Below are 22,195 nucleotides of genomic sequence, written 5' to 3' on the forward strand. Positions count from 1 at the left end.
TCCTGCCATGATGTCGCTCCTCATTGCGCCAATCGCAAACGAGGAATCCGCCAACACCCAATCAGTTCCGACGCAGATTTCTTGGAATCGATCGTCTAGTTGGACGAGCGGCCCCGCTGCAGCGCGGAGCCGCGCCTGCAGCAGCCGTTCTACGCCGCGCTCGATGCCTTGCTGGATGTCTTGCTTGAGGTCTTGCTGGATGTCTTGGCGTTGACGCCCTTGCGCGGGGCCATCGTGTTCAGCTTGGGATTTGCGCCTTCTCTTCATTTCATTCTTGGTGAATAGTCCGCCTCGAATGCCTCACTTTCGCGAATAAAGAGGTGGAACGCGAACGGGCCTACGTTGTTCCCTCTTCCAGCTGGACAGGAGTATCGAGATGGCCGACGAGCGCTTTGCCAAACTGTTAGGCCAGGCTGCCATGGACGTGTGGGGCGATATGCCGCGTGACGTCCAGGAGGCGCTTTTCGAGACAGCAATGAAGGGCCACGCCGGGGATCGCGAAGCTCTGGCGCGACTGCTGCATGACCGTCACCCGCGCACCGCGCATCCTGCCAAGCCCAATTGAAGTGCGCACGGGCGCCGTCTCGATGATCGCAGCGTGCCGCGAGTGCTGATCATGGAGCCGATGGAAGCCGAGTCTGTCGCCGAGCTTCCCCGCGGGGCGCAATGGCAATACGAACCGAAATGGGACGGATTCCGCTGTCTGCTCATCCGCGACGGGCGGCGGGTCAGGATGCAGTCGAAGAGCGGGCGGGATCTCGTCCGCTATTTTCCGGAAATCGCTTCCGCTGCATCTGCCATCTCCGCCGGCTCCTTCATCCTCGACGGGGAGCTGATCATTCAGCTCGAGGAGGGATATTCGTTCGACGCCTTGCTTCAGCGCATCCATCCGGCGGCCAGCCGGGTGGAGCGCCTCGCCGGCGAGACGCCGGCAAGCTTCGTCGCCTTCGATCTGCTGCGATCGGCCGGCGCGGATCTCGCGGTGCTTCCGCTCGCCAGGCGGCGGCCCGCACTTGAGACCTTCGCGCGGCGCCAGTTCCGGGGCAATGGCGTGTTCGCTCTATCGCCGGCCAGCCGCAATTACGCCGAGGCAAAGCGATGGCTCCAGCGTGTGGAGGATGGTCATGATGGCGTCGTCGCGAAGCGGCTGGACCTCGCCTATCGCAGCGGCGCGCGAGACGGGATGCAGAAAATCAAGCTGCTGCGATCGGCCGACTGCGTGGTCGGCGGGTTCAGATATGGAGAGAAGAAGCAGGGCAAGAGAAAAGTGATCGGCTCGCTGCTGCTTGGGTTGTACGACGCAGCCGGACTTCTGAATCACGTCGGCTTCACATCGGCGATCAAAGCGTCCGACAGACTCGGCCTGACCGAAAAATTCGAGAAGATCCTGAGCGAGAGCAGCTTTACCGGCAAGGCGCCCGGCGGCCCGAGCCGGTGGTCGACAAAGCGATCCGCGACCTGGCAGGCGGTGCGTCCCGTTCATGTCGTCGAGGTCTGCTACGACCATGTTTCGGGTGACCGGTTTCGCCACGGCACGAAGATCCTGCGCTGGCGCCCGGACAAGAAGCCTTCCCAGTGTCGCATGGAACAGCTTCGGCAACAGTCGGCGAAGCCACGCCGGGCAATGACTGTGAGGCCAGGCAATCACTAAGGACGCGGGCTTGTCCGCGCGCGGCCTTACAGATTGTTTGCGAGCATGTTTCGAGTTGCCTGGCGCACCGCCTCGATACCGGACATGCCCTGCATCAGCGCGATCTCTCCCTGCTGTTCATGGCGGATCGCATGGGCCATGAGACGCAGCCGCGGATCGCCGGAGGAATGCCACTCGACGTCAGCCATCCTGACCGCGCCGGCGTGATGCAGGCTCATCAGGCGAACGAACACCGCGTCGAACTCCGCACCTGTTGCTGAGTCGGCTTCGGCCATCTGGGCGCTTGTCAGATAGCCCGGCATGGCCGCGCGTTCGTCGCTGGAGCAGATCGGCATCGGCTCGGCAAACCAGCCATCCCACCAGCGTGCGAAAATTCGGTTCTCTCCCGATTGCGATGCCACCATGAGAGCCGCCAGCGCGCGCAAGTGCGGCGCCTGCGCCCTTACGGTCGCCAGACGAGCAAGTTCGATGCCCTGCTGGTGGTGCGTCGTCATGTGACGAAGATAGCGCTGGTCGCTGTCCGGGCTGCGGCTCATGAGAGGCAGGGGGGCCGACATCGCGTCGGCCAGCCCGAGAGTCGCCGACACTGCGAGCACGCCAAAGGCTGCAATCGTCCAGCGTCGCGCGAAGCGGACTGCATGCGTCGCCGGAGCGTGACCGATCGGCCAACGTAGCCATGCGAACAAGGGATAGATCAGGGCGGAGGAGAGATGGACCAGAAAGCCGATCCAGTAGGGCTGTTGCAGCGTGAAGATCGGTTGCCAGAACGGAAAGAGCGGGACCAGCACGAACCACTCGGTCGCCGACGTCAGGACGGCCCAGGGAATGGCGAGGCCGGCAAGGACCGCCGGGTGGAGGCGTTCGGTCCATCGGCCAAGCAGGCCGAAGAAGACCAGCGCCCATGAAAAGTCGGCCCATTGGTGAAAAGCGATGCCGATGACGATCGCGGCGATGCCGGGCTCGGACGAAAGCATCGCGTCGCGTGCCGGAATGGCCGCCACCGTCATCCAGTCGACGAGGGGATCGCGACCGAGCTGGCCCGCCGTCACTTGACTGAGCAGCGTCGAAAAGCTGCTGCTGACGAGGCCAAGCTGGGCTGCCGCCAGCCAGCGCGATTTGGCAGCCATCATGCGCCGAAGCGCTTCATCGCGACCTTGATGCAGCCGTCCTTCTTGGCTCGGAAATTGTCCGGTTCCGGCCCCTGCTCGAGAGATGCGCGGTGAGCGGCGACGAAGGAAGGATCGATTTCGTCTTTGCCGTGCCAGGTGAGAGCCTTCATCGTGGAACTCCAAGCCAGAGATGACCGCTAAGCCAGGCCGCGCCTCGAAGTTCCTGTCGCGTTAAGGAACGCCCTTCGCCTTGCGCGATTAGACAAACGACTTTCGAGAGAACGAAGAGCAAGGCTGAACAGGCGGCTGGCGCGTCGACCGGTATCGGCTGCGAGCACGCGCGTATTTGCGCCCGGACAGCATCGCAAAAAAAATGGCGGAACCCGGCACCGCCGAGCATTAGCCGGCACTGCAGGAAGGAGATTGTCATGCTTACAAGATCAATGCTGGTTGGCGCCATGCTGGCAGTCAGCTCTACCATCGCTTTGGGCGGTCCCTGCAACACCAACACCGCCGACCGCGATGCCGGCTCGGGACCGGTCACGACCGGCCGGGCGACTGACACGACTGGCGTCGCGTCGTCAAATGCCAAGGAGCATCCGCCGACCTCAACCATGAACAAGGCCAGCGAGAACACGGCGACCTCGTCGCAGGACGCCCAGCGTCAGATGCAAGGCGAGCCGACGGTTGCCGAACAGTCGAAGACGACGGCCGGTGCCCGCGGCAACGATTGCTGAGCCATCGGGATTTCCAGGCTGAGCGCGAGAGGGAGCTGATCTTCGCTGCTTCTCGCGCTTGGCCGTTTGAGGACTGCCGAAGTCATTAGGACTGCCGAAGCAGGACTGCCGAAGTAGAACTGCCGAAGTCACGGCGCTTCTGGGGTGGGAGAAACGAGCCGATGATCCATCACGTATCCGTCGGAACCAACGACGTGCATCGGGCGCGCGCGTTCTATGATCCGTTGATGGGGTTGATCGGCTTTCGGGTTCTCAAGTCCTCGGATCGCGCCGTTCACTATGGCGCATCTGATATCGTGTTCAGTCTCGAAACGCCGATCAACGGTGAACCTGCCGGCGCGGGAAACGGCGTGCATGTCGCCTTCCAGGCGCCCGACCGGGAGACCGTGAGGCGCTTCTACAGGGCGGCCCTGGCAAGTGGCGGGCGCGATGAGGGAGCACCGGGCATTCGTGAACAGTACAACGCCAACTACTATGGAGCCTTCGTGCGCGACCCCGATGGCAACAAGATCGAAGCCGTGACCTACACGGCGCGGGAGAGCTTCGATCTCTGATCGAGCCAGGCGCTTCAGGATAGAAAGCTGATGAGTGACGCAAAGTTGCCGGACGGCCAAATTCGGCATGCCGTTCACCTCTGCATCGACATGCAGAACATCTTTGCGCCCGGCGGTCTCTGGCAAACGCCGTGGATGGAAAAGGTCCTGCCGGCAATCGCGTCGATCGTCTCCCGCCATCAGGCCAGAACGATTTTCACGCGCTTCATCACGCCGCAGGATCCGGAAGACCGTCCCGGCCAATGGCGGGTCTATTTTCAACGCTGGCACGAGGCAACGCGCAGCCATCTTCCGCCATCCGCTCTCGATCTCGTGCCGGCGTTGGCGCGCTATGTTCCTCCAGCACATATCGTCGACAAGCCGGCCTATTCAGCGTTCAGCAATCCGGGTCTGACGGGCCTGCTGGTCGAAAAGAGCGTCGGCACGGTCGTTATTACCGGCGCGGAAACCGATGTCTGCGTTCTCTCGACGGTCCTGAGCGCCGTCGATCTCGGCTTCAGGGTCGTGATCGTCGAAGACGCGCTGTGCAGTTCGTCCGATGTCGGCCACGATGCGCTCATGACGATGTACCGCAGCCGTTTTCACGGTCAGGTCGATCTCGTGACCGCGGGAGAGCTGGCGGAGTTCTGGCGCGAATAGAGATCTCCTGATCCCGCCCGCGCTTGCTTAGGAACCGCGCGCGGCACCTCGGGTTGGTCGGGTTGCACCAATTTGCCTGGGAGCGAGAATGACGGAACCGGACGTTCGCAAGGGGATGCCGCCTGTCCGGCTGTCGCGCGAGGCGTTCGAGACGCGCTACAGAAGCCAGTTTGTCGATCCGGCCTTTGCACAGCTCAAGCCGGAGCTGGATGCGATCATCGGTGCCGCCTGGGATGCCTACAGCCATTCGCGCAAATCTCCGGTGACGCGGAAGGCAGGCGCGGGCTTTGCCGATCCCGATTACGAGCTTGCGGTCGACTGGCTCGCCGCGCGCGCCGCAATTCTCGAGGCGCAGCGCCGGCACGACGACGCCAACGCGGCGCCGCGCATCCTCATCATCAACGGCTCGGCCCGCAGCGAGCACACCTGTCCCGGCGAGATGTCCAAGACCTGGCGCCTGGTCAAGCTGGCCGAGCCCGTCTTCATCGAGATGGGCTATGCCGTCGACATCCTCGATCTCTCCCGCCTGACCTCGGAGTTCGGCAAGAACATCCATCCGTGCAAGTCGTGCGTCGCCACCGCGATGCCGCTCTGCCATTGGCCGTGCAGCTGCTACCCGAACTATTCGCTGGGCCAGGCCAGCGACTGGATGAACGAGATCTATCCGCTTTGGGTCGCGGCCCACGGCATTCTGATCGTGACGCCGGTGAACTGGTACCACGTGCCGGGCGGGCTCAAGGCGATGATGGATCGCCTCGTCTGCGCCGACGGCGGCAATCCTGATCCGACGTCCACGCACGGCAAGAAGGCCGATGAAGCCAAGGCGCTGGAGCTGAAGGGCTGGCCCTATCCGCGCCATCTCGCCGGCCGCCATTTCGGCCTCGTCGTTCACGGCGACAGCGTCGGAACCGAGGGCGTGCGTCGCGCTCTGTCCGATTGGCTGACCGACATGCACCTGATCTCGGTGGGCCGCTTCGGCGAGCTCGACGGTTATATCGGCTACATGGAGCAATATGCGACCTCTCACCGCGATCTCGACGAGGACCGCGCGTTTCAGCAGGAGGTGCTGAACGTGGCGCGCACGCTCGGCAACGCTGTCAGGCTCGCACGCAGCGGGCGGCTCGACCAGCCTGGAGCCGGCCTCGAAGAGCCGACTCCCAAATGACCGCGGGCGCAGGGCCGCTTGATTGCCTGATTGTCGGCGGCGGCCCGGCCGGGCTGATGGCCGCAATCTATCTTGCGCGATTTCGCCGCCGCGTCTGTGTCGTGGACAAAGGCGCGAGCCGGGCGGCTCTGATCCCGCGCAGCCACAATGTCCCGGGCTTCGTCCACGGTCTGTCTGGCGCCGAGCTGATCGTTCGAATGTCGGCCCAGCTGGACGAGCTTGCCGTTGCGCGGGTGGAGGCTGAGGTCACGACGCTGCAGCGGCACGAACATGGTTTTCAGGCTGAATGGAACGGCGGCGCGCTTGAGGTGGCCACCGTCGTCCTTGCCTGCGGCATCGTCGACACCCACCCGCCGTTCGACCAATGGCGTGCCGCAGTCGCCGACGGGCTGTTGCGCTATTGTCCGGTCTGCGACGCCTTTGAGGTCGCCGGCCGGCGCATCGGCGTCATCGGCCCGCTCGGTCGTGCCGCAGGCAAGGCCATATTCATGCGCGGCTACTCGCGGGATGTGACGCTGCTCGCAACCGAACGGGATGCTGATGAGACCGCAGTGTCACGGCTGGACGAGGCGGGGGTCGAGGTCGTGTTCGCGCCCGATCTGCAGCTGCGGCGCGGACACGACCGTATTGAAGCCGTCTTCGTCGATGACCGGACCGCGCTGTTCGACGTGGTTTATCCCGCCATGGGCGCGGAGGTGCGTTCAGGCCTCGCGGTGTCCCTCGGCGCCGAGCATACTGCAGAGGGTTATCTGAGGGTCGACGACCATCAGCGCACGTCGGTCGACGGGCTCTACGGGATCGGCGACCTCGTCACCGATCTGCATCAGATTTCGGTCGCGTTCGGTCACGCGGCGGTTGCGGCCTGCGCGATCCACAGCAGCCTGCCGCGGCGCCTGGCATGAACGGGCTCCGCGTCGGCGGTGAGCCTCACGATCGATCGCGCCGGGAACGAAGGGCATTGCCCGGCTTTGGTTCAGCGGAGCGGGGATCCCGCACCTGTGCCGAATCCCGCCACTCCATGAGTGCTTGAAGAAAAATGGCTGCTTGAAGAAAATGATCGCCTGAGGGAGAAACTCATGCTGGAAGAGAAGCTCAAGGAAGCCATCATCGGCGAGCTCAAGCGTCAGGCCGCCAACCGGCCGCAATCGCTGAAAGTCGATGGCTCCTCCGAAGAAGAACTGGTCGTCAACGGAAAGATCGATCTTGCCGAGCTGGCCATGGTGATCGCCGGTTCGGTTGCGGGCGGACCGTAGCTCGCGCATCAAAGCATGGCTCTCAGCTTCGACGCGTCGGCCGGTGCCGCGCTCTTCTGGTCGTTGTCGAAATAGACGTAGACGTCGCAACCTTGCCGCTTCCAGGATTTGATCCGCCGCGCCCATTGCGCCAGTGACGCAGGCGAATAGTGGCCGTGATAGCGGCCGCTCGGGCCATGTCCGCGCACATAGACGAAGTCCGCGGTGCGCTTCCATGGAGCCGGTGCATCGTGATGGTCCGACAGGCAGAGCGAGATGTTCTGATCGGAGAGCATCCGGAGAATGCGCGGCTGATACCAGCTCGGATGGCGGAATTCGAAGCTGTAACGCCGCTTCCTGGAGAGCAGTTTGAGGAAGGACGCCAGCCGGTCGGCGTTCGCCTCGAATTGCGGCGGGAGTTGAAACAGGATCGGGCCCACCTTGCCGCGCAGCAGTGAAAGGCGATCCTCCAGCAGCTCAAGGCTGTTGACGGAGCGATCGGACAGGCGCTTCCAGTGCGTGATGAACTTCGACGCCTTCCATGCGAAGACGAAATCGCGGCCGGTCTGCTCCCGCCAGGTTTTCACCGCTTCCGGCGTCGGCGTGCGGTAAAAGACGCCGTTCAGCTCGGTGGTCTCGAACTGCCCGGCGTAGTAGCGAAGTTGCTGCTTCAGCGGCAAGCCTTCCGGGAAAAACGGGCCTCGCCAGGAATCATAGTGCCAGCCGGAGGTTCCGATCAGAACGCGCGCCATTGTTCACGTGCCACCGCTTGCGCGGCGGGAACGGCCGCGCTTTCCCGGAGGGAACGTCCGTGCAGCGGATACGTTGCTTGCGGAAACGGGCGCGCCTTCCGCGCCGCGCAGAACGGGATTGGAACCGATGTACGCGCTCTTCGAAGGCAACAAGCAGATTGGCAATCCGTTTCCCACCGAGAAGGAAGTGTGGGAAGCCGCACTGATCGAGGGATTGGTCACCGACGTTCCTGTCGCCGACGAGGAAGGTGGCCATCTTCTTCCGGCCGGATATCACGTCGCGCGGGTGGACGAGATCTGCGAGCCCCGACCGGACTGGAAGCTGCCGCGCGAAATCTCGTGAGCGGCCTCGTGTCTCCGCTAGAGCATGATCCGGAAAAGTGCGCAGCGGTTTTCCGAAAAGATCATGCTCAAACAATAACCTAAAGCGCGATGACGATTCATCCTGATCTCATCGCGCTTTAGCTCGACGCCAGCGCCGTCTTCGCGACTTCGGCCATCCAGCCGGAGGCCACCGGCAGGATCGCGTCGTTGAAATCGTAGCGCGGGCCGTGCAGTTCGGCGCCGTCGCGTAATGGCCCGTTGCCGATCCAGACGAAGGCGCCGGGTCGCTGCTGGAGATAGAACGCAAAGTCCTCGCCGGCCATGCTGGGCGCGAGGTCGCGGCGTATCTCGGCCCGGACTTTCTCCGCGGCGCTGCGCGCGAGGCCTGCCTCTGCCGGTGTGTTGATCACCACGCCGACGCCGATCGCGATCTCGGGCGTGACCTTGACGCCGAAACTCGTGGCGATCCCGGCGCAGATATCGTCGATCCGCGCGAGGATGGTGTCCTTCACCGCGTCGCGATGATACCGCAGCGTGCCGCGGATGGTGACGCGCCCGGCGATCTGGTTAGCTGCGGTGCCGCCCTCGATCGTGCACAGCGAGAGCACGGCGGCGTCGAGTGGGTCGACGCTGCGCGACGCGATCGATTGCATCGCGACGATCAAATGACCGGCCGCCATCACCGGATCGCGCGTCAGATGCGGCATGCCGGCGTGACCGGCATGGCCGTCAATGGTGATGGTGACGCGCCCGCCGGAGGCCATGACGACGCGGTCATGGACCGCGATCGTGCCGGCGCTGAGGCCCGGCCAGTTGTGAAAGCCGAACACCCGCTCCATCGGAAAGCGATCGAACAGCCCGGCGGCGACCATCGCGCGCGAGCCGCCATAGCCTTCCTCGGCCGGCTGGAAGATGAAATCGACGGTGCCGCTCCAGCTTGTGTCCGCGACCAGCAGCGCGGCGGCGCCGAGCAGCGAGGCGGTGTGCCCGTCATGGCCGCAGGCATGCATGACGCCGGGAGTCTGTGAGGCATAGGCAAGGCCGGTGTCCTCGGTGATCGGCAGCGCATCCATGTCGGCGCGCAAACCGACGCGGCTCTGCGCATGTCCGCACGTCAAGGTCGCGACGATGCCGTGCCCGCCGATGCCTGACACGAAGGGAATGCCGAGCTCGGCGAGCTTTTCCTGCACGAAGGCGGCGGTGGCCTTCTCCTGGAGGGACAGTTCCGGGTGCGCATGCAGATGCCGGCGCCACTGGGTCAGTTTCTGATGCAACTCGGGGGTCAAGGCAGGCGTCTTTCGCATGGTGGCGGCTGCTGCCACCATAGCCGATTATCCACCCGCCGCATCAAGCGCCTTGGAATGCCTCGCGTGCAGCAACACGCGGCGTCTGAGAGTGGCAGGATTTGATGACCGCTGCGAACACGGTGCGCCCCCTCTCCCGCTTGCGGGGGAGGGTTGGGGTGGGGGTGTCTCCGCCATCGAGACACTCTCTGTGTGGAAAGAACCCTCACCCGGCGCTTCGCGCCGACCTCTCCCGCAAGCGGGATAGGTGAGGACCCGCCCTATGGCGAAAGCTTCGCCAGCCCGTTCCAGTCAAAGCTGATGCCGTGGCCCGGGCGGTCTGGCGCCAGGGCCTTGCCGTCCTCGAGCACCAACGGGTGCTCGATATATTTGTCCAGCCCGAAACCATGGGCTTCCAGATACGAGCGGTTCGGGCAGGCCGCGAGCAGGTGCACCGTGATGTCGTGCGCGCCGTGGCTGGTGACGGGCAGGTTGAAGGCCTCCGCCAGCCGCGCGATCTTCATGAACGTACTCACGCCGCCGCAATTGGTGACGTCGGGCTCCGGATAGGACACTGCACCCGCGACGATGTAGTTCTTGAACTCCCACAGCGAGCGCAAATTTTCGCCGGCCGCGATCGGCACGCCGCCGGCCTGCATGACGCGGGCATGGCCCGCGACGTCGTCGGGGATGATCGGCTCCTCGAGCCAGGTGAGATCATGGGGCACGAAGGCACGGGCGGCGCGGATCGCTTCCTCGACGGTCCACTTCATATTGGCATCCGCCATCAGCGGAAAACCGTCGCCGAGATGCTGTCGCATCGCAGCGACGCGCGCGACGTCGGATTTGAGGTCGGGCCGGCCAACCTTCATCTTGATGGCACGAAAGCCTTTTGCGAGATTGCCGTCGGTCTGTTTCAGCAGCGCCTCGACGGAGAGATCGAGGTCGATGCCGCCGGCATAGCACGGCACGTGCGCCTCGAAGCCGCCGAGCAGGCGGAACAGCGGCAATTTCGCGCGCCGCGCCTTCAGATCCCACAGCGCGATGTCGAGCGCGGAGAGCGCCAGAACCGCCGGCCCGCCGCGTCCGCCATAATGCAGGCTCCACCAGACGTGATGCCAGATCGCCTCGGTGTCGTCAGCCTCGCGGCCCTCGACGAGCGGCGGGATTTCGCGCTTCAGGATGTCGGCGACCGCGCCGCCGTTGCGGCCCACGGTGTAGGTGTAGCCGACGCCTTCGGCGCCATCGGCGTCGCGCACCCGGCAGGTGATCAGCTCGAACGCCGCGATCTCACCATGGGTGGAGTCGGAGAGCGTGACGGGAAGGGGGATTCGGTAGAATCCGGTCTCGATAGTTGCGATGCGCGGCATGTTCTCTCCTTGCGTTTTCTGTTTTTGTAGGGCGGGTAGCCCTGCGGACTGCGCGAAGCGCAGATCGCTCGGCGTAACCCACCTCTTTAGTCTCCGCGGCGACAGAAGCGGTGGGTTACGCCTTCGGCTAACCCACCCCACGAAATTAGCTCACCGCATTGTCGCGAGCTGCACGGCAAGCGCGCAGGCGCGGTCGTATTCGTCGAGATTGATCCACTCGTCGATCGTGTGCACCTCGTTCTGGCCGGCCCCGAAGGTCACGGTCGGAACACCGTGGCGGACCATCCAGTTGGCGTCTAGCCCGCCATTGGCGGTGCGCACGTTCGGGGTGCCGCCGACGGCAGAGACCGCCTCGACCGCGCGTTTGACGACGGGGAGGGTGTCCTTCATGCGGAATGGATAATAGTCGGTCTCGGCCTTGAACTTGATCTTGCCGGATTTGCCTTGCGCATTCGTGACGCGCTTGGCCGCCTTCTCGAATGCGGCCTTGTAGGCCTTGGTGATCTCCTTGAAGAACTTTCCGTCGTGGCTGCGGCTTTCGCCGCGCACATGCACGTAGTCGGTGACGACATTGGTGGCATCGCCCGCGGGGCGGCCCTCGCCGCCGGTGACGGGGCCGACATTGCTGGTACCTTGCCGCTTGCCCTTCACCACCTTGCCGAACCAACCGCCGGCTTTCACGTCCGCGAGCGCGAGCGCCATGATCATGGTCGAGGAGATGCCGCGCTCCGGCGCGACGCCGGCATGCGAGGCGCGGCCGAAGATCTCGACGTTCCAGCGGTCCGCTCCGACGGCGCCGATGACGACGTTGGAGGCCGAGCCGCCGTCATAGTTGAAGGCCATCACCGGCGAGCCGAGCTCGTCCAGCTTGACGTGGCGTGCGCCATAGAGGCCGCTCTCCTCGCGCACGCAGAACAGCAGCGTGATCGGCGGATGATCGAGCTTCTGCTTGGCGAGCTCCGCGGCCAGCGTCACCAGCACGCCGCAGCCGCAGCGGTTGTCGCCGCCGGGCGCAGTTTTGGCCTCGTTGACGATCTTGCGCCCCGATTTCTTCGGCTTGGCGCCGGCGCACAGCGGCACGGTGTCCATGTGGGTCATGAACATGATCCGCGGCTGGTTGTGCAGCGCGCCGCTTCCGGGCAGGTCGACGATGAGGTTACCGGTTTCGGTCGGCACGGGAATGCGCGAGTTGGCATCGTCGAGCCGGATCGCGCCCGCCGGCACGCCGCTTTCCTTCAGCGCGGCGGTGAGCTCACGCCCGATCGCCGCCTCCTGTCCGGTGACGCCTTCAATGGCGAGGAAGCGCATGAGGCGGTCGGTGGCGGCCTTGGCGTCGACAGGCATGAGTTATTCCTTTGGAGCGCACTCGTAGGATGGGTAGAGCTCTTCGCGAAACCCATCATCTCTCTGCAAGAACGATGGATTTCGCTTCCGCTCTACCCATCCTACGAACGCGACGAGGTATAAGTCAAAAAGATCAGCGCGCCGAACAGAAGCATGGCTGCCATGAACAGCAGCACCGCCGGCAGTCCCGCGAAGGCCGCCACCGCTCCGGTGATCGACTGCATCAGCGCCGCGCCGAGGAAAAAGGCAAGATTGATTGCCGCGAGCGCCTTGCCCGCAACTTGCGCGTCGACCAGCTGCCGTGACATGCCGAACAGCAGCGGCTGGGCGGAGGTCGCAAGGCCGATGAGCACGAACAGCACCAGATCGTATTGCGGCGGCATCACGGCCACGCCGAACAGCACGGAGACCGCATAGTGCGGTGCGCCGAGCGCCATCAGTGCGAGCAGCAGCGCCGCGACGAGGTGCGTACCGGCGACCAGCTCGCGGCGGCGGCCGAGCCCGCGATCGATCATGCCGATGCAAAGCGGACCTGCGATCATCGCCAGCGTGAACGCGCCGAGCTGGTTGCCGGCCTCGATCCGCGACAGTCCCTTGACCTGCATCAGCCACGGCCCGCCCCACAGGCCGCGCAGCACCAGCGAGGTCGCAAGCGATACCAGCGCCAGCGCGATCAGGCCCCGCAGGGGCCGCGACAGGCCGAGCCGCAGCACTTCCATCATTTGAGACAGCGGCGAAGACTCGTCCTTGTGCTCCGCCGGCTGGTTCGGCACCAGCGCGAACACCGCGACTGCCACCGCGACGCCGCCCAGCGCAGAGATCCAGAACCCCGCGCGCCAGCCGTAATGGTCGACCACGAAGGCGAGCGGGCTCGACGACAGCAGCATGCCGATATTGCCGATCGAGAGGATCGCGCCCGACCACAGCCCGAACCGCGCCGCGGACAATTGCTTGGCCGCCAGCGTCATCGGGCACATCAGCATGCCTGATGTCGCGATGCCGAGCATCACTTGCCCGACCGCGAAACTCTCGGGCCCCGTCGCAAAGCCCGACGCGATGGCGCCGATCACGGTTCCCACAAGCAAGCTCAGCGACACCGGCCGCACGCCAAAGCGATCCATCGCCGCGCCGACCGGGATCTGCGCGGCGGCAAAGGCAAAGGGATAGACCGAGGTGAGGCTCGCCAGCGCCTGCGGCTCCATGTGGAAATCCGCCGCCATCAGGTCGAGGCTGACGGCCGGAATGGTGCGCAGCAATGTCGACAGCATGTGTCCGCAGGCCAGCGCAAGCAGCGCAAGGATCAACGCGCGGGTGCCGTCTCCCGCGTCGTCAGTGGTGGCGGTGGCCATGAGCGTCCCATCCGGAGAAGTTTCGGGAGGGGGTACATGATTGGGAGAGGCGTGCCAATGGGGCCGGGCGCATGGCCCGAAAGACGTGACAGCAGAGCGTTCTTGCGCAGGGAGTCGGGCCTATCGCGAGGCGATCAGAGGCCAAGGCCGGTGCCGGGACGACCGCATTAAAGCCACAGGGGCTGCGATCGCGCAATTCAGCACTGCGGCCGCAGTCACGGACACGGCGCGTCGAACGCGACGCGCCGCCACATCAATCAGTATCGCGCGACGAGCGGGGCGAGGCCGGAATTGAAGCGCCAATTCACGCCGAGCATGACGGTTTGCATGTTCTGTCGAACGCTGGCCGGGAAGAGGGGAGCGGCGGCACATCCGGGATTGCCGGAGCAGTTCAGGGTGTAGCCGTTTGTTCCAAAGTCGAAATAATTGTACTCGGCCTTCAACGACAGGTTTGGCAGCAGCGCAAATTCGAGGCCGCCGCCGACGACGAATCCCGCCACATCGCGCGAGCCCTTGAAATCAAACGAGAGACCAGCGAAATCGGTCTGCGTCATCTGATGGTTGAAGTGGGCGAAGGCGGCGCCGCCCTTGGCGTAAAACAGCACGCGATCGAAGGCGTAGCCGATGCGGCCCGTTGCGGTGGCGACGCGATCGAGCTGGGTCGTCAGCAGGAAGCCGACGCCGCCGCCCGGAATCAGTGTCGTGCTGGTGTCTTTCATGTCGGCCCAATCGAACTGACCTTCGACGCCAAGCACGAGGGAGCCGACCTGATAGTCGCAGCCCCCCTGCACGCCAGCGAGCCAGCCGCTGTTGTGATCGGCAGTGAATGTTAGCCCGGCGATGGGCTGCTGCTCGTTGATCCCGCGACCGCCGCCGCCATTGCCGCCGACGTAGCAACCAGTCCAGGAGAACGCCGGGGCCGCAGGCGCCGCTTTGTACGGCATCGGCACGTCCGCCGCGATGGCCGAAGTAAACGTCGAAACTGCCAGCGCAATGGCGCCGAAAAGGGTTTTGGTGGTCATGCGAGGATCTTCCTTCAACTAGAACGGCAGAGGCGCCTGAAGCGTATCGTGAGCCGGCACCGCATAGGCCAGCAGCTTCATCGGGGTGGGTTGTCCGACTTTCGCTATCGGTTCACAGTATCCGGCGGGTCACTCGGCGGCTGTAACCATCTGGTCACAGTGGAAATAACGACCACTGCAGGTTGCGACCTTTCACTGAGGCTGGCGCGCCACGATGAATCGGGAATTTCGCTGACAGTGCACTAACAGGCGTAGGTGGCGTGGATCGTTAATCGTTTCGTTGAACCATGGATTCGGCTTAGCCAACCGATTCCTCCGGCCCGCAGTCTGGCTTCAACTCGATCAGCAGCTTGCTTGTCTCGTCCAGCAACGCCCGGATCGCCCGTCGTTCTGCGATCCCATCTTGCGCGAATGCGCCATGCGTCCGCGCATTCTGATTTCCCCTTGGCGCGCCCGATCGCCAGGCGCCGCCATGCATGCGACAGCGGGCCTTGCCGTGCACCGCCGGGGCGCGGCAGGCGGTGCCGCTTCGTGTCCCGGCGCCGCAGCGCGGGCTCGCCCACATCGCGCCCGTGTTGCGGACGTGATCACCACTCATGCGCCGGCGCCTTGCCTGGTTTCGGCCTCTTCGTGCTCGCGGGATTCGCGGGGCGGGACCGGTCCTGCATCCGTCGCGGCGTTCGGCTCGGCAACGATCAGGCTCGCATGCTGGGTGACATTCCCCACGATCGCTCTGCCGCCATCCTGCACCGACAAATTCCGCACCGTGATCGCGCGCTCGCCGTTGCTGCGGTGACGGCTGAGTGCCTCGATCTGGGCTGCGAAGGTGCGGGCCAGCCGGGTCAATGCGCGTGTGATGCTATCCTGCTGCGCAATGTCGTCGGTGAAGGCGAGGCGGCACGCGCAGCGTAGCGTCGCCACGTGAACAGACACCATCTGCGCCGTCAGCATGGACTCGAGGGAGTCCTTCGGTGCAATGCTCTTCATCATCGAGATCATGAAGGCGAGATTGCCCTGATCGGCCTTCTGCCCGATCACGCTGGCCTTCACCAATTGCTTGAGGAGGCCGTGCAGCGCGTCGCGGTCGACGGCGCCGAGCGCCTCGGCGAGCAGCCGTTCGCCGGCCTGCGGGTCGGGATGTTGGATCGCAATGCGCCGCTTGTAGAGCTTTATCCGCGGGCTCACGGCGGGGCCGCTGCGATCGTTCGCCGCAACCGGCGGCGTGCTGTGGGGTTCTGGGGTTGTCGTCATGTGCTGTGTCCTTTGCCGGCAGGGGCTCAATGCGCGCGAGGTCAATCGCTCGCGCGCTGCGCGCCTGCGCGATTTTTGAGATGTCGATGAAGGGCTTACGCGCAATCGTAGCGGGGCGCCCGATGGTCGGGCGGCGTGGACGCTGGCGATTGTTGCGATGATGCCATCATGCCGGTGTTTTGCCCGACGAGTCAAATAGATTTCGCAGGATCCGAAAACAACTGCTGTCTTGCGCAAGTCCTTGTTCCGACAGGGGCCGGCTACTGTGCATGGGGTTGTTTTCGCATTTTTGTCTGGATGCGGCTCTCTCGTGCCGCGCGACGGAATGAGTCCGTGCAAACGCGATTGCGAAATCCGGCGCGGCCGCTCATCATGAACTTCGCGTGCGTCGTACCAACAAACATGCACAAGCGGCGCAACGAGGGTCCGGGGAGAGAACGAATGCAACGAACGCTTCGCCTGTTGGCGATTGTCGCCGGATTGTGTGCATCGACAGCTGCTCTCGCGCAAAAGTATCCGGCGCGGCCCGTGAAGATCATGGTCGGCTTCAGCGCGGGCGGCCCGGTCGATGTGGTCGCGCGCATCATTGGCGATCGGCTGAGCAACAAGCTCGGGCAGCCTTTCGTGGTCGAGAACCGCGCCGGCGCCAACGGCATGATCGCCGCCGAGGGCGTGGCGCGCGCGGACGGCGACGGTTACACCATCCTCGCCTGCAACTCGTCCACGATCACGCTCAACAAGACGCTCTTCAAGGACATCCGCTACGATCCCGAGAAAGACTTCGCGCCGCTCACCACCGTCGTCTCGGCGCCGCTCGTGCTCGTGGTCAATCCGGAAAATCCCAAGACCGCCAACATCAACACCGTCGCCGATCTCGTCGCTGCCGCGAAGACCGCACCCGGCGCGCTCGCCTACGGCTCGGGCGGCAACGGCAACCTCGCCCATCTCGCCATGGAGCTGCTCGGCCAAAAGGCCGGCATCAAGATGATTCACGTGCCCTATCGCGGCGGCGCGGCGTCCGAGGTCGGCATTCTCGCGCAGGAGGTGCTGGCGGTGTTCGATCCCTTGTCCGCCGTGCCGCTGGTGAAGGCCGGCAAGCTGCGTGCGCTCGCAGTGTCCTCGGCCGAGCGGCTGCCGTCGCTGCCGGATGTGCCGACCGTCGCGGAAGCCGGCTATCCCGGCTTTGACCTCTCGTTCTGGGTCGGCTTCTTCATGCCGAAGGCCGTGCCCGCGCCGATCCTGGAAACGCTGCACCGTGAGATCGTCGCCGCCGCCAGGGATCCCGCGGTCGAGCACAAGCTCGGTTCGCAGGGCGTCGTCAGCTTGCTCAGCCCCGCTGAGTACACCGCGAAGATCGCGAAGGAGACCAAGGAGCTCGCCGAGGTCGTCGCGGCCGCGAACATCAAGGCGGAGTAGGGCGTCTGCTTTGCGTCAAATGCCCTGGTTACGCGATCCCTAGCCGCCGCGAGCCAGCTGAGCCAGCCGCTCGAGCAGCGCGCGTTGGCCGGCGTTGATCCTGTCATACGCCTCTTCGATAGTGAACCATTCGGCGCGGTCGACCTCTGGGAAGTGTTGTCGTTTGCCGCTGCGCGGCGGCCATTCGATCTCGAACGTGTTGCTGCGAATGCTGCGCGTGTCGACGTCGAGCTCGGCCGCGAACGCGGTGACGATCTTGCCGCCGCGCTGCTTGACGCGACCAAGCGCGATCAGCGGCATCGACAGCTCTAGTCCAAGCTCCTCGGCAAACTCCCGTCGCGCGGCGATTTCTGCATCGTCCCGGTCGGCATATTCGCCCTTCGGGATCGACCATGCGCCGAGATCCTTGTTGCGCCAGAACGGCCCTCCGGGATGAACGAGCAGAACCTCGATTTCCCGGCGCTTCCGATAGGCGATGATCCCGGCGCTCTTCGATGGCATCGCAGGTTCCGCGGCGTCCGTCTTTAGTCCCGGGAAAAAGTGGAACGGAGGGTTTTGGCGCCGGTTGATAATCATTGCTTTAACGAGACAGAAGGGAATGGATCATGATCCGCCTGTTGGCAACCACCGCATTAGGGCTGGTGCTGGCGAACGCGGCCTTTGGGCAATCGCCAGGCACGAACACGAAGTCTGAGCAGACGCCGCAATCCCAGTCGAATTCCCCCGCGCCGTCCACCACCTCGCCGTCTGGCGCGGCGCAAACACAGCAGAGCACATCGCAACCGCAGCAATCATCGACACCGGGAACATCGACGCAGAATACGCAGGCCGCCACACCGTCGTCCGGCTCCGCCAATTCCGGTTCCGGCACCTCCAATGCTGCCAACAGCGCGGACACGGCTTCGCGGCCGCAGAGCGGTACGGCAAACTCGAATGCGGCCGGCAATCAGCCTGCGTCTCCGCAGGGCGTCAACCCGCCGGCGGCGAACACGAACCAGGCGCAGGATCGTGCCAATCCGCCATCGACCAACACCGGTCAGGCCCAGCAGGCCCCCGCTGCATCTGGAACCAACCAGGCGCAGCAGACGCCGAATGCGTCGGGTGGCAATCAGGCGCAGGGCGAGCGGACCGGGACCGATGCGCAGGCTGCCGCCCGCACCGACGTCAACCTCAACAAGCAGCAGGAGACCAAGATCAGCGCGTCAATTTCTCACCTCAACGTGCGGCCGCTGACCAATGTCAAGTTCTCCCTGAATGTCGGCACCGTGGTGCCGCGCGACATCCAGCTATCGACGCTGCCGCCCGATGTGGTCGAGATCGTGCCGCAATATCGCGGCTATAGCTTTGCGCTGGTGAAGAATGAGATCGTCGTGGTCGATCCGGCGACCTACAAGATCGTGACGGTGCTGCCGTACTCGGGGCGGTCCACCGCAACAACGACGACGACGCGCGAGCGCAGCGCCAGCAAGTTCTCGGATCGCGATCGCGAGGTGATCCGCAAGCACGCGAAAACCCGCAGCGAGGCACGGAGCGAGGGGCGGACCACCGGCAGCACCGCGCGGACCGAGATCCATGTCGGTGACCGCGTCCCTGAGAGTGTCGAGGTCGAGGAATTCCCGGGCACCGTCTACCAGGACGCGCCCGCTCTGCGCGACTACCGCTATATCCATCGCGATACGCGGACCTATGTCATCGAGCCTCGCGAACGTCGTGTGATCGAGGAGCTCGACTAGTTCACAGTCCATCGGAAGTCGCTCCATCGGGCGACTTCCGATTTGAGCATCAGCCTGAAGATCGTTCGCGCGCGGCGAAGCGGATGGCACGGGCCTTCGCGCTCTTTCCGGTCGCGCGCGCCGCAGTCATGCTGCGCGCCTTGTGGTGAGCAGAAGCGCCGTGCCGGAGCAAGGACGCGAACCTCTTGGGCGCACGGGTTGTCGCGAGCCGTGCCGCCAGCTGCTCGGCCTTGCGAACGATGGCGGCAGCGGAGGGTGTCAGGTTCACTGGAACCCAGGCGACGTCTTTCGTCTTGGACAGGCTGCCGATGCCCTCGCATGGCGCTTCGCGCGGCAGATCGATCCGGATCGCAAGCGCTTCCGCGCGCTCGGTCCAGTCCTCGGCCTTGGTGCCGGTGATGATGCGGACATAGTCGCGCGTCTCGCGCGGCAGCTCGCTTTCCCTGGCAAGCCACTTCTGGATGCGCCCAGGGCCTGCGTTGTACGCGGCCGCGGCAAGGCCGAGATTGCCGAAATCGTCGCGGAGCTTGCGCAGGAATCTGGCTGACGCCGGCAGCGCCTTCATCGCATCGAAGGGATCGTCGAGCCCGACTTCGGCGGCCGTCTCCGGCATGAATTGCGCAACACCTTGAGCACCAGCCTGGCTGACCTCGTTGGATTTGAAGCGGCTCTCCTGCCAGATCAAACGCGCGAAGAACGGCACCGGAATGCCGCTCGCCTCGGCGGCTTCGCGAAGCGCGTGGCAGAATCGGTCGGTCGGCGAAACCGGCGCCTGCGCGACAGGTTCGACCGCACGTGGCGGCTCGGGTATCTCCTCATAGGCCGCGCGCGCATTGGTGAGCTCGATGGCCTGCACGCTTGCAAGGAAGAGCTCGACCACCGGAACGAGTGGCGAGGCTCGAGTGTTTTGAAGAACGGCGTGGTCGGAAGTTGATGTTTGCCGGGACGCCGACGGATCGAGGTCGCACATCAGAATCAGAAACGCGGCGCAAGCCGCGATGATAAATCGCATTGCGTGGACAACCTCGAACTGTGGGATGAACGGCCAGCGATGCGCCGGCGACAAGGAGTTCTTAACCGTCCGATTGCGGCAAAGCTGCGGTCTCGCCGGTTCCGCCGGTGTTACTACGGGGTTCCCGAAATGAAACTTCCAGCGGTGTTGCGGGGGCGCGCGAACGAGGTCGTACGAAGATGATGCGGTTGATGCTTGGCGCGGTGATTTCACTGGGGCTGATCTGCCCGGCGCTTGCCGGCAATCTCGATGCAGCAGCAGTGAATGACGCTGCCCGTCCGGCAAAGCAGCCGGCGACCGACAAGCTCGACGCATCCATCGTGAAGCTTCAAATCCTGCTCGATCGTGCGCAATTCTCGCCCGGCGAGATCGATGGCAAGCACGGCGAGAATGCGCAGAAGGCGCTGAAAGCATATGCCGAGCAGAATGGAATCTCATCCGACAAGGTGATCGCGCCCGAGCTTTGGGACAAGCTGGCCGCCGCGAGCGAAGGTCCCATTATCGTCGACTACACGATCACCGACGCCGATGTGAAGGGGCCGTTCCTGAAGGAATTGCCGGCCAGGCTCGATGACATGAAATCGCTAAAGGCGCTGAGCTACACCAGCGCCCGCGAAGGGCTCGCGGAGAAATTCCATATGAGCGAAGATCTGCTCAAGGCACTCAATCCCGGCAAGGCCTTCGACAGGGCCGGGGAGACGATCGCAGTTGCGAATGTTTCGGCACCGCGAGAGCTGCCGCGCATTGCCCGGCTTGAGATCGACAAGAAGAACGGGACATTGAAGGCGTTTGATGGCGCCGATCGCTTGGTCGCGTTCTATCCGGCGTCAATCGGCAGTCCGGATCGGCCGACGCCGAGCGGGACGCTCAAGGTCGCCTCGACCAATGACAAGCCGACCTATCGTTATAATCCCGACTACAAGTTCGACAGCGTCAAATCCAGAAGACCGTTCGACGTCAAGCCGGGGCCGAACAATCCGGTTGGGGCGTACTGGATCGGCCTGTCCGCTCAGGGCTACGGCATCCACGGAACGGCGGAGCCCGGCAAGGTCAGCAAGTCGGCATCCCATGGCTGCATCAGGCTGACGAACTGGGACGTCCGCAGGTTGGGCGAAAACGTCAAGCGCGGCACCGCGGTGGTCTTTCTCGATGCGCCGACGGAATCCTCCTCGAGGCGGCAGGGGAAGCCGGCCGCAGAGCGGACCTCGAATTAATCCGTGGGAAAGTCCTTGCGCATCGCGATCTCGGCGGCATCGCCGGGCGAAAGTACGGCCTGCGCGAAGGCCGCTTGCGGCCTCGTCATGATGTCGTAGCGCGAGATGCGCTTGTTAAAGAATTGGTTCAAATCAGCCGGCAACGAAGGCGAGCAGGGTGCCGTTGGCCTTGGCCGGCGGCACGCAGATCGCCGCCCCACTGCGCAACGCTGCCGAACCCAGCGCCTTCTCGGTGGCGGCGAGATCGCCGCTGACGAGGACGAGGGCCGCGCCGCCGCGCTCGGAAAGACCTGCGAGCGGCACACCGGGATAGCGTTTGCCGAGCTGGTCCAGCGTCAAATAGACGAAGTCGGCGCGGTCGCCGCCGGACGGCACGATCACCGCGCCGTCGGCCTCGACCTTCGGCTCGCGGTCGATCAGCCGGCCCAGATGCGCCGCTTCCTTCGCGGGCTCCGGCGTTGCGATCAATGTCTGCTTGATGCGCCTCGCCGCATTGACATGCTGCATCAGCTCGGGAAGCCACACGGTCTCGCGGGTCTTGTGCTGGCAGGCGAAGATGCGCACGCCGCCGGGTGCTTCCGCGGTCGGCCACATGAAGGTGCGGAATTTTGCCGCCGACACGGTCCCGTTCGGCAGCGTCACCGGCCGTTCGAAATCGGTCGGGCCGATCGGCTCCAGGCCGCGTGCGCGGATTTCCTCCGCGCCGGCGGCGGAATCGACCGCGGTGAAGGCGATGCGCTCGATGCCTTCGCCGTGTTTGTCGAGGAAGGCGCGGGCGGGCACGTTGTGCTCGGTCGCAGCCAGCACGCCGAGCAGCTCCATGTAGTCCGGGTCGAGCATGATGGTGTAGTTGCCGGTGCCCATATGTGCGCTGTGGGTGCCGCGCGGCGAGACGGTGAAGCCGAGCTGCCGGTAATTCTCGGCGGCCTTGTCGAGGTCCTGAACCATGACCACAGCGTGGTCGATACCGATGACGTTCTTGAGGGCCACTGTTCTTTCCCCGCGACGAATATAACTGACTTGGGACCGCATGAGCGG

General features: G+C 64.5%; 26 protein-coding genes and 1 pseudogene. 12 read left to right on the top strand and 15 right to left on the bottom strand.

All coding sequences use genetic code 11. The features are described from left to right. Positions 1-267, bottom strand: a 267-nt coding sequence (locus tag IVA80_RS32935; RefSeq protein WP_247439156.1) for a hypothetical protein, incomplete at its 3' end; no start/stop codon positions are given. Between the two features lie 109 nt (positions 268-376). Between IVA80_RS32935 and IVA80_RS32940 the strand changes: the two genes are divergently transcribed. After that, positions 377-565 carry a hypothetical protein gene (locus IVA80_RS32940; RefSeq protein ID WP_247439157.1) on the top strand — a complete coding sequence of 63 codons (189 nt, stop codon included), beginning with the start codon at positions 377-379 and terminating at the stop codon, positions 563-565. A 51-nt stretch (positions 566-616) separates the two neighbouring features. Continuing rightward, the gene (locus IVA80_RS32945; RefSeq protein ID WP_256467563.1) at positions 617-1,651 is read left to right on the top strand and encodes an ATP-dependent DNA ligase; all 1,035 of its coding nucleotides are present in this window, start codon (positions 617-619) and stop codon (positions 1,649-1,651) included. Between the two features lie 26 nt (positions 1,652-1,677). Here IVA80_RS32945 and IVA80_RS32950 read toward each other — a convergent pair whose 3' ends face one another. Both IVA80_RS32950 and IVA80_RS32955 read right to left on the bottom strand, forming a co-directional pair. Continuing rightward, entirely contained in the window at positions 1,678-2,781 is a 1,104-nt protein-coding gene (locus IVA80_RS32950; protein WP_247439158.1) for a DUF305 domain-containing protein, read from the bottom strand. Next, a pseudogene (locus IVA80_RS32955) lies at positions 2,778-2,900 on the bottom strand (alcohol dehydrogenase); the annotation flags it as partial. The gene IVA80_RS32950 and the pseudogene IVA80_RS32955, both read right to left, overlap by 4 nt. A 288-nt stretch (positions 2,901-3,188) precedes the next feature. Here IVA80_RS32955 and IVA80_RS32960 point away from each other — a divergent pair. The 6 genes from IVA80_RS32960 (at position 3,189) to IVA80_RS32985 (ending at position 7,108) form a co-directional block, all read left to right on the top strand. Next, positions 3,189-3,497 carry a hypothetical protein gene (locus IVA80_RS32960; RefSeq protein WP_247439159.1) on the top strand — a complete coding sequence of 103 codons (309 nt, stop codon included), beginning with the start codon at positions 3,189-3,191 and terminating at the stop codon, positions 3,495-3,497. 161 nt (positions 3,498-3,658) lie between these two features. Then, the gene (locus tag IVA80_RS32965; RefSeq protein WP_247439160.1) at positions 3,659-4,051 is read left to right on the top strand and encodes a VOC family protein; all 393 of its coding nucleotides are present in this window, start codon (positions 3,659-3,661) and stop codon (positions 4,049-4,051) included. Positions 4,052-4,081: 30 nt separating this feature from the next. Next, complete coding sequence (locus IVA80_RS32970; protein WP_247439161.1) at positions 4,082-4,690, top strand: cysteine hydrolase; 609 nt, start codon at positions 4,082-4,084, stop codon at positions 4,688-4,690. An 88-nt stretch (positions 4,691-4,778) separates the two neighbouring features. Continuing rightward, complete coding sequence (locus tag IVA80_RS32975; protein ID WP_247439162.1) at positions 4,779-5,855, top strand: flavodoxin family protein; 1,077 nt, start codon at positions 4,779-4,781, stop codon at positions 5,853-5,855. Then, positions 5,852-6,757 carry an NAD(P)/FAD-dependent oxidoreductase gene (locus tag IVA80_RS32980; protein WP_247439163.1) on the top strand — a complete coding sequence of 302 codons (906 nt, stop codon included), beginning with the start codon at positions 5,852-5,854 and terminating at the stop codon, positions 6,755-6,757. The genes IVA80_RS32975 and IVA80_RS32980 overlap by 4 nt, the downstream gene beginning before the upstream one ends. A 120-nt stretch (positions 6,758-6,877) precedes the next feature. Next, on the top strand, positions 6,878-7,108 hold the full coding sequence (locus IVA80_RS32985; RefSeq protein ID WP_247439164.1) for a hypothetical protein: 231 nt from the start codon (positions 6,878-6,880) through the stop codon (positions 7,106-7,108). 8 nt (positions 7,109-7,116) lie between these two features. Here the strand turns inward: IVA80_RS32985 and IVA80_RS32990 are convergent, their stop codons facing one another. Then, on the bottom strand, positions 7,117-7,839 hold the full coding sequence (locus tag IVA80_RS32990; protein ID WP_247439166.1) for a DUF72 domain-containing protein: 723 nt from the start codon (positions 7,837-7,839) through the stop codon (positions 7,117-7,119). Between the two features lie 127 nt (positions 7,840-7,966). On the opposite strand from IVA80_RS32990, the gene IVA80_RS32995 reads away from it, so the two are divergent. Continuing rightward, positions 7,967-8,182, top strand: coding sequence for a hypothetical protein (locus tag IVA80_RS32995; RefSeq protein ID WP_247439167.1), 216 nt, complete (start codon positions 7,967-7,969; stop codon positions 8,180-8,182). Positions 8,183-8,300: 118 nt separating this feature from the next. On the opposite strand, the gene IVA80_RS33000 is transcribed toward IVA80_RS32995, so the two are convergent. From IVA80_RS33000 to IVA80_RS33025, 7 genes are all read right to left on the bottom strand, one after another. Further along, positions 8,301-9,449 carry an amidohydrolase gene (locus tag IVA80_RS33000; RefSeq protein ID WP_346348055.1) on the bottom strand — a complete coding sequence of 383 codons (1,149 nt, stop codon included), beginning with the start codon at positions 9,447-9,449 and terminating at the stop codon, positions 8,301-8,303. A 278-nt stretch (positions 9,450-9,727) separates the two neighbouring features. Beyond that, on the bottom strand, positions 9,728-10,816 hold the full coding sequence (locus IVA80_RS33005; RefSeq protein ID WP_247439171.1) for a mandelate racemase/muconate lactonizing enzyme family protein: 1,089 nt from the start codon (positions 10,814-10,816) through the stop codon (positions 9,728-9,730). Positions 10,817-10,966: 150 nt separating this feature from the next. After that, the gene (locus IVA80_RS33010; protein WP_247439172.1) at positions 10,967-12,160 is read right to left on the bottom strand and encodes a M20/M25/M40 family metallo-hydrolase; all 1,194 of its coding nucleotides are present in this window, start codon (positions 12,158-12,160) and stop codon (positions 10,967-10,969) included. Between the two features lie 101 nt (positions 12,161-12,261). Next, positions 12,262-13,509 carry an MFS transporter gene (locus tag IVA80_RS33015; RefSeq protein WP_247439174.1) on the bottom strand — a complete coding sequence of 416 codons (1,248 nt, stop codon included), beginning with the start codon at positions 13,507-13,509 and terminating at the stop codon, positions 12,262-12,264. A gap of 257 nt (positions 13,510-13,766) precedes the next feature. After that, a complete protein-coding gene (locus IVA80_RS33020; RefSeq protein WP_247439175.1) occupies positions 13,767-14,531 on the bottom strand; it encodes an outer membrane beta-barrel protein in 765 nt (254 codons plus the stop codon). Positions 14,532-14,829: 298 nt separating this feature from the next. Continuing rightward, positions 14,830-15,129 carry an HGGxSTG domain-containing protein gene (locus tag IVA80_RS38505; RefSeq protein ID WP_346348054.1) on the bottom strand — a complete coding sequence of 100 codons (300 nt, stop codon included), beginning with the start codon at positions 15,127-15,129 and terminating at the stop codon, positions 14,830-14,832. Further along, positions 15,126-15,782 carry a hypothetical protein gene (locus tag IVA80_RS33025; protein WP_247439177.1) on the bottom strand — a complete coding sequence of 219 codons (657 nt, stop codon included), beginning with the start codon at positions 15,780-15,782 and terminating at the stop codon, positions 15,126-15,128. Before IVA80_RS33025 ends, IVA80_RS38505 begins: the two co-directional genes overlap by 4 nt. A 441-nt stretch (positions 15,783-16,223) precedes the next feature. Between IVA80_RS33025 and IVA80_RS33030 the strand changes: the two genes are divergently transcribed. Next, positions 16,224-17,198, top strand: a complete 975-nt coding sequence (locus IVA80_RS33030) for a tripartite tricarboxylate transporter substrate binding protein (RefSeq protein ID WP_247439179.1) — start codon at positions 16,224-16,226, stop codon at positions 17,196-17,198. 39 nt (positions 17,199-17,237) lie between these two features. Here the strand turns inward: IVA80_RS33030 and IVA80_RS33035 are convergent, their stop codons facing one another. Then, positions 17,238-17,699, bottom strand: coding sequence for an NUDIX domain-containing protein (locus IVA80_RS33035; RefSeq protein ID WP_247439181.1), 462 nt, complete (start codon positions 17,697-17,699; stop codon positions 17,238-17,240). Between the two features lie 104 nt (positions 17,700-17,803). Here IVA80_RS33035 and IVA80_RS33040 point away from each other — a divergent pair, with 104 nt between their 5' ends. Beyond that, a complete protein-coding gene (locus IVA80_RS33040; RefSeq protein WP_247439182.1) occupies positions 17,804-18,931 on the top strand; it encodes a DUF1236 domain-containing protein in 1,128 nt (375 codons plus the stop codon). 49 nt (positions 18,932-18,980) lie between these two features. Here IVA80_RS33040 and IVA80_RS33045 read toward each other — a convergent pair whose 3' ends face one another. Continuing rightward, positions 18,981-19,943, bottom strand: a complete 963-nt coding sequence (locus tag IVA80_RS33045; RefSeq protein WP_247439184.1) for a lytic transglycosylase domain-containing protein — start codon at positions 19,941-19,943, stop codon at positions 18,981-18,983. Positions 19,944-20,122: 179 nt separating this feature from the next. Between IVA80_RS33045 and IVA80_RS33050 the strand changes: the two genes are divergently transcribed. Beyond that, complete coding sequence (locus IVA80_RS33050) at positions 20,123-21,157, top strand: L,D-transpeptidase (protein ID WP_247439186.1); 1,035 nt, start codon at positions 20,123-20,125, stop codon at positions 21,155-21,157. Here the strand turns inward: IVA80_RS33050 and IVA80_RS38470 are convergent. Then, complete coding sequence (locus IVA80_RS38470; RefSeq protein WP_256467559.1) at positions 21,154-21,288, bottom strand: hypothetical protein; 135 nt, start codon at positions 21,286-21,288, stop codon at positions 21,154-21,156. The genes IVA80_RS33050 and IVA80_RS38470 overlap by 4 nt on opposite strands. Position 21,289: 1 nt before the next feature. Continuing rightward, positions 21,290-22,147, bottom strand: a complete 858-nt coding sequence (locus IVA80_RS33055; RefSeq protein WP_247439188.1) for a VOC family protein — start codon at positions 22,145-22,147, stop codon at positions 21,290-21,292. Positions 22,148-22,195 lie beyond the last annotated feature (48 nt).

The sequence above is a fragment of the Bradyrhizobium sp. 139 genome, from assembly GCF_023074175.1.
GTDB lineage: Bacteria > Pseudomonadota > Alphaproteobacteria > Rhizobiales > Xanthobacteraceae > Bradyrhizobium.